The sequence below is a fragment of the Pseudomonas sp. ICMP 10191 genome, from assembly GCF_001467335.1.
GTDB lineage: Bacteria > Pseudomonadota > Gammaproteobacteria > Pseudomonadales > Pseudomonadaceae > Aquipseudomonas > Aquipseudomonas cerasi.
In genome coordinates this window covers 1-4,055 of sequence record NZ_LKGW01000159.1, presented here as the reverse complement: position 1 = coordinate 4,055, position 4,055 = coordinate 1, and the positions used below count along the sequence as shown (strand labels likewise).

Here is a 4,055-nt window from a genome sequence, read left to right as displayed (position 1 = left end):
ATCAGCGCGATCTGGCGCTGCAGGTCGGTCTCTGAACCCTTGAAGGTATCGCTCAGTTTCTTCGCTGCAGCCGCAGCGTCTTTTGCAGCCTGCTTAGCCGCATCCAAAGCTTTACGATCTACATTGCTGCCTTTGCCACCCTCATTACTAAAACCGGTGCCGCCGAACAGCCGCTGATACTCGGCTGCAGCACCTCGAGCATCGGAGATGTACTTTTTAATCGCCTCTCCTGCCATTGGAGCCTCTATCGTCTCCTTAAGCCCTGACGCAGCCTGTGCGGCAACACCAAAGCTTATCCTGGCTGCCTCTTCCATCTCTTTGGCATTGGCCGCGAATTCCTTAGAGACATCACCAAAGCTGAGTTGCGAAAGGGCTGCCTGCCCGGAAGAGTCGAGCCTTTGAATGTATCCCACAGCAGTCGAGAACATCCCTATCAGCGTGTCAGATACGATTTTAAAAACTCGGACAACACCGTCGCCTGCGCTGACAACGAACGCTGTGGCGGTCACCATTGACTCACCAATTTCGCCCACAACCTTCGTCACGCCCCCGCCCGCCTTAACAGAGTCATTAAGATCCTTGGTCATCTGCTGAACCACGGGCATGAAGTCATCAGCTATCTTATTTTTTGCACCCTGCAGGTTCTGGATTAGCCCAGCGAGCTCGCTCGAGAACTCTTTCGAGATGGCTATAGTTTGAACGCTGAGGATAGCGCCAGCGGACTCTGCCGCCTCACCGAGATCCTTGAATTGCTTTCCACCGTTCCGCAACAAAGGAACGAGCGCACTAGCCTCGTCGGCAATACCTTCCATATAGAAAGTCATTTCCGCCTGGGAGACATTGGCCTTTTCTAGACTGGATACATAAAGTTGAAGTGCTTCGGCACTATTCAGCTTTTTGAAACTCTCCGCTGTCACGCCAACCTTCGGCGCGATGACCTCAAAGAAGTCTTTCAGCTCGCCGCCGCCGGTGTTGAAGAAGTCGCCCAGCTTGTCGTTGGTATCCTTGAAGATGTCCGCGAGTTTATCCTGCTCAACGCCAACGGTTTTCGCGCCCGCAGCGTACTTTTGGAATTCGGTTGTTCCGAGACCGGCCAGCGCTGCAAGGTTAGAGATTTCCTTAGCGCTGCCGGCGGTGTAGGCAACCAGCCCTGTCAGAGCTGCAGGGACGCCAGCGATGGCAACCCCCACGCCTTTGGCCAGGCTTTCAAAGGATTTGGCGATTTCCGCGTTGCGCTTCTTGGCCTCTTGACTAGCCCGGTCCAGTGGCCCGGTGAACGATCCAATCCTGGCCACCAAATCCAGTGTAAGCGTGCCCAGTGATTTGCTCATTCAATTATCTCCAGACGAAAAAAAACCCGCCGGAGCGGGTTTCTTAAATGATGGAGTCAGCCCCCAGCATATTTGGTTTTAAGCTCTTGCAGTCTTTTCTGTTCGCGCTCAGTCAATCCTGTGGCATCGTACAAAGCTTTTTTGTCTGCCCCGTCAAGCCGGGTAACTTCAACTGTAAACACAGCATCATCAGTCGCTCTCACCTTGGCCCAGTCGCTGAACATGTTAGGAGCTAGCACCCAATCAGCAGTTTCGCCGGGCTCCAGGCCTCCGCTGATCTCGTAGTTAAAATCATCTACGTACCATGGAACCGACCTACCTGGCGAAGCAATCGTACCCTTGAAATAAGCTCGCGAAATGGCCTTATCAGTATCATTTCTGACTGTAAGCTCTATATAAGGCTTCGGATTATACGAATACTTTTCTTCTTGCAGATAAAAACGAGACTTCACGACTGTAAACTTTGCAAGCTGCGATTTCGCCGCTTCCGACTTTTTATTTTTCTCTGTCAGATCGTTTATTTCTGCAACCGCTTGCGTGCGTTCCCTAGCCTCACGCTCTTCAGTTATACGCCTCGCTTCCGCAGCGACCTCATCAGCGGTTTTCCCATCCAATACGGACAGCATATTCATTCTTGCTGTCGTAGCATTAGTTTCGCCTTTAAGCATGCGACCGAGGTCCAGCTGGCTTAATGCAACTAATTGCACATCACTTTTAAATTGCTCCTTTTTTTCTCCAGACAGACTTTCTGAAACTTTTGTAATCGACTTTTGAAGAGCTTCGTCTGAGCTTCCATCGAGCTTTGGCTGTCCGCAACCGGATAGAGCCAAAGCTGAAATAAACATTATCGCCGTCCTGCGCATACGTGATCCCTCTTGGTCAGTGAGGCACAGAGTATCAGTACGCAACATTCCGACAAAGCCTATGCCCAGCTTTCCATAGCCTGCTCGAGACTGATGGGTTGCTCAGCCTCATGCGGCATGAAGTCGAACATCTTGTACGGACCGTCCTTGTAATTCACGTTTGCGTACATCATGGCGAGCAATGCCGATCCGCGTTCCACCCGCATGCCGATGTTCAGAGAGCCACGTAGCGACCGGTACTTCAGCCAAGACCTGAACTCGATCAGGCTGAGGTTTTCCTTGGCTTCCGCGATCGTACGCCCGCCGATGCCGGCGAGGACGAGCTCGTGCCAGAACTCTTCGTCGTCGGAGAGGGCTTCGTCTTTCCCAGGTTGTTGACCTCGGCAATGGCTTTCATCAGTGCCATGGTCAGGTTGCCGTCCAGCGCGCCGCGCTCGGGATCAGCGTCACCGGTGATGTCATCTACGGTGAAGACAGGCTTGCCCTCTTCGTTGCAGATGCTGGCGGCGATCCGGCCGGCATGAACCTCAAGCCTGCCGGCTGCGGAGAGCACATCGTTGATCGCCGTTTGAAACCCCAGCGGCCTGACGTACACCGTGGCGAATATCTCTTCACCGCCCTGCTGCCATTTGATTTCTTTCTCGACTGGGCGGCCGGTAAATGCGCCGACGCCCCTCAAGCTTTCAAGGCTGAGTTTCATGGAAATCCCTTATGCGCTGGCTGTCTTGCGGACCCAGGCGGAGCCGCCCGAACGCTGGATGGTGGCGGCCGTAGTCACCACAGTGTTGGCTGCGAAGTCGAACGGGAAGTCAGAAACGTAGCCATCGAAGATGAACCATGTCCGACTGGTCGGCAGCTCAAAGTCGTCACCGGCAGCGTTCAGTTTCGGAGCAGCCGTCCCGTCAGCCCAACCAACAGCCCATGCCACGCTCTCGATGGTGTCGTCTTCGGAAATCTGATGAAGACGAACGTGCGATGCGCTGCGAGGATCAGCGTTCAGGGTCAGGGAAGCTTGACCCGGAGTGCGAAGGCCGCGCATGTAGCGGCGCACTTTATCACTCAGGCACGTCACCTCGATCTGGTCTGCCGGGTTGCCGCCCGGGCTGAATGCGGTGGCGCATTCGATCTCGAGGATTTCGAGAACCGCCGGATTGGTAGCGGAAGGCACCAGTGCGAAAACCTGAGTACCTTGGGTAAGAATCGACATGGTTTTCTCCAAATGTCGGACATAAAAAAGCCCGCACATGGCGGGCCGGATGAATGGGTTTCGGCTATCTGGGCACAAGCCAGTCGATATCGAAGCTCGACCGGTACAGCTTTGTTTCGGTGTCTTTGCTCTCGCCGCCCCAGCGCACCACATACGCTTTGAGCTCAATGGCGTGACTGATTGCGTCAGTCACTGCCCTTGCCTGCGCGCCTGTGGCGGCATAGACATCAACCTGCAACGTGAACCCATCGATATCTGGGCGGCCTGCGAGGTAGTTTTCTGGACTGCCGGTGATGACCTGCCAGACTGCATACGGCTTCGCCACGCCTTCGGGCGCATCATCGAACGGATAGAGCCTGGTGGGGCTGACGCCCAGTAGTGCCGTTACGCCTTCGTCAGCAGCGCATACGGCGAATATGGGTGCATACGACATCACGCCCCCCCTGAAGCCTTGGCCGCTCGTTTAATCGCGCGGTCAATGGCCTTCTCGTATTCAGTGATGAATGTGTTGGTTGCCTCGGCTATGTTGTCGGCCAAGGCTTTTCGCGCGAACGGATCCGCACGCATTTTGGAAGTACCGAATTCGATCAGGCGCCAATGAGGCGTCGCAGCGTTCGCAGATTTGTCGCCGCCCTTCTTGAGGACAGCGCCTTG

The 4,055-nt window shown here is 54.7% G+C and carries 6 protein-coding genes and 1 pseudogene; all 7 read right to left on the bottom strand.

Annotation, left to right across the window (positions count from 1 at the left end):
- Nucleotides 1-1,331: pseudogene (locus AO388_RS24205) on the bottom strand (tail tape measure protein); the annotation flags it as partial.
- 56 nt (nt 1,332-1,387) lie between these two features.
- Nucleotides 1,388-2,176, bottom strand: a complete 789-nt coding sequence (locus tag AO388_RS24200) for a DUF6694 family lipoprotein (protein WP_236713953.1) — start codon at nt 2,174-2,176, stop codon at nt 1,388-1,390.
- A 77-nt stretch (nt 2,177-2,253) separates the two neighbouring features.
- The gene (locus AO388_RS29450; RefSeq protein ID WP_420094188.1) at nt 2,254-2,457 is read right to left on the bottom strand and encodes a phage tail assembly protein T; all 204 of its coding nucleotides are present in this window, start codon (nt 2,455-2,457) and stop codon (nt 2,254-2,256) included.
- Entirely contained in the window at nt 2,457-2,894 is a 438-nt protein-coding gene (locus AO388_RS24195; RefSeq protein ID WP_005747040.1) for a phage tail assembly chaperone family protein, TAC, read from the bottom strand. The genes AO388_RS29450 and AO388_RS24195 overlap by 1 nt, the downstream gene beginning before the upstream one ends.
- Before the next feature lie 9 nt (nt 2,895-2,903).
- On the bottom strand, nt 2,904-3,401 hold the full coding sequence (locus AO388_RS24190) for a phage tail tube protein (protein ID WP_005747041.1): 498 nt from the start codon (nt 3,399-3,401) through the stop codon (nt 2,904-2,906).
- Between the two features lie 64 nt (nt 3,402-3,465).
- Nucleotides 3,466-3,834: a DUF3168 domain-containing protein gene (locus AO388_RS24185; RefSeq protein ID WP_003370680.1), complete on the bottom strand. Its 369-nt coding sequence runs from the start codon at nt 3,832-3,834 to the stop codon at nt 3,466-3,468.
- On the bottom strand, nt 3,834-4,055 hold a 222-nt coding region (locus tag AO388_RS24180; protein WP_330219502.1), incomplete at its 5' end, for an HK97-gp10 family putative phage morphogenesis protein. The genes AO388_RS24185 and AO388_RS24180, both read right to left, overlap by 1 nt.

Excerpts from the sequence above, each read along its gene's own strand:
- AO388_RS24200 (WP_236713953.1), bottom strand. The coding sequence starts at position 2,176 with ATGTTTATTTCAGCTTTGGCTCTATCCGGTTGCGGACAGCCAAAGCTC.
- AO388_RS24195 (WP_005747040.1), bottom strand. The coding sequence starts at position 2,894 with ATGAAACTCAGCCTTGAAAGCTTGAGGGGCGTCGGCGCATTTACCGGC.
- AO388_RS24190 (WP_005747041.1), bottom strand. The coding sequence starts at position 3,401 with ATGTCGATTCTTACCCAAGGTACTCAGGTTTTCGCACTGGTGCCTTCC.
- AO388_RS24185 (WP_003370680.1), bottom strand. The coding sequence starts at position 3,834 with ATGTCGTATGCACCCATATTCGCCGTATGCGCTGCTGACGAAGGCGTA.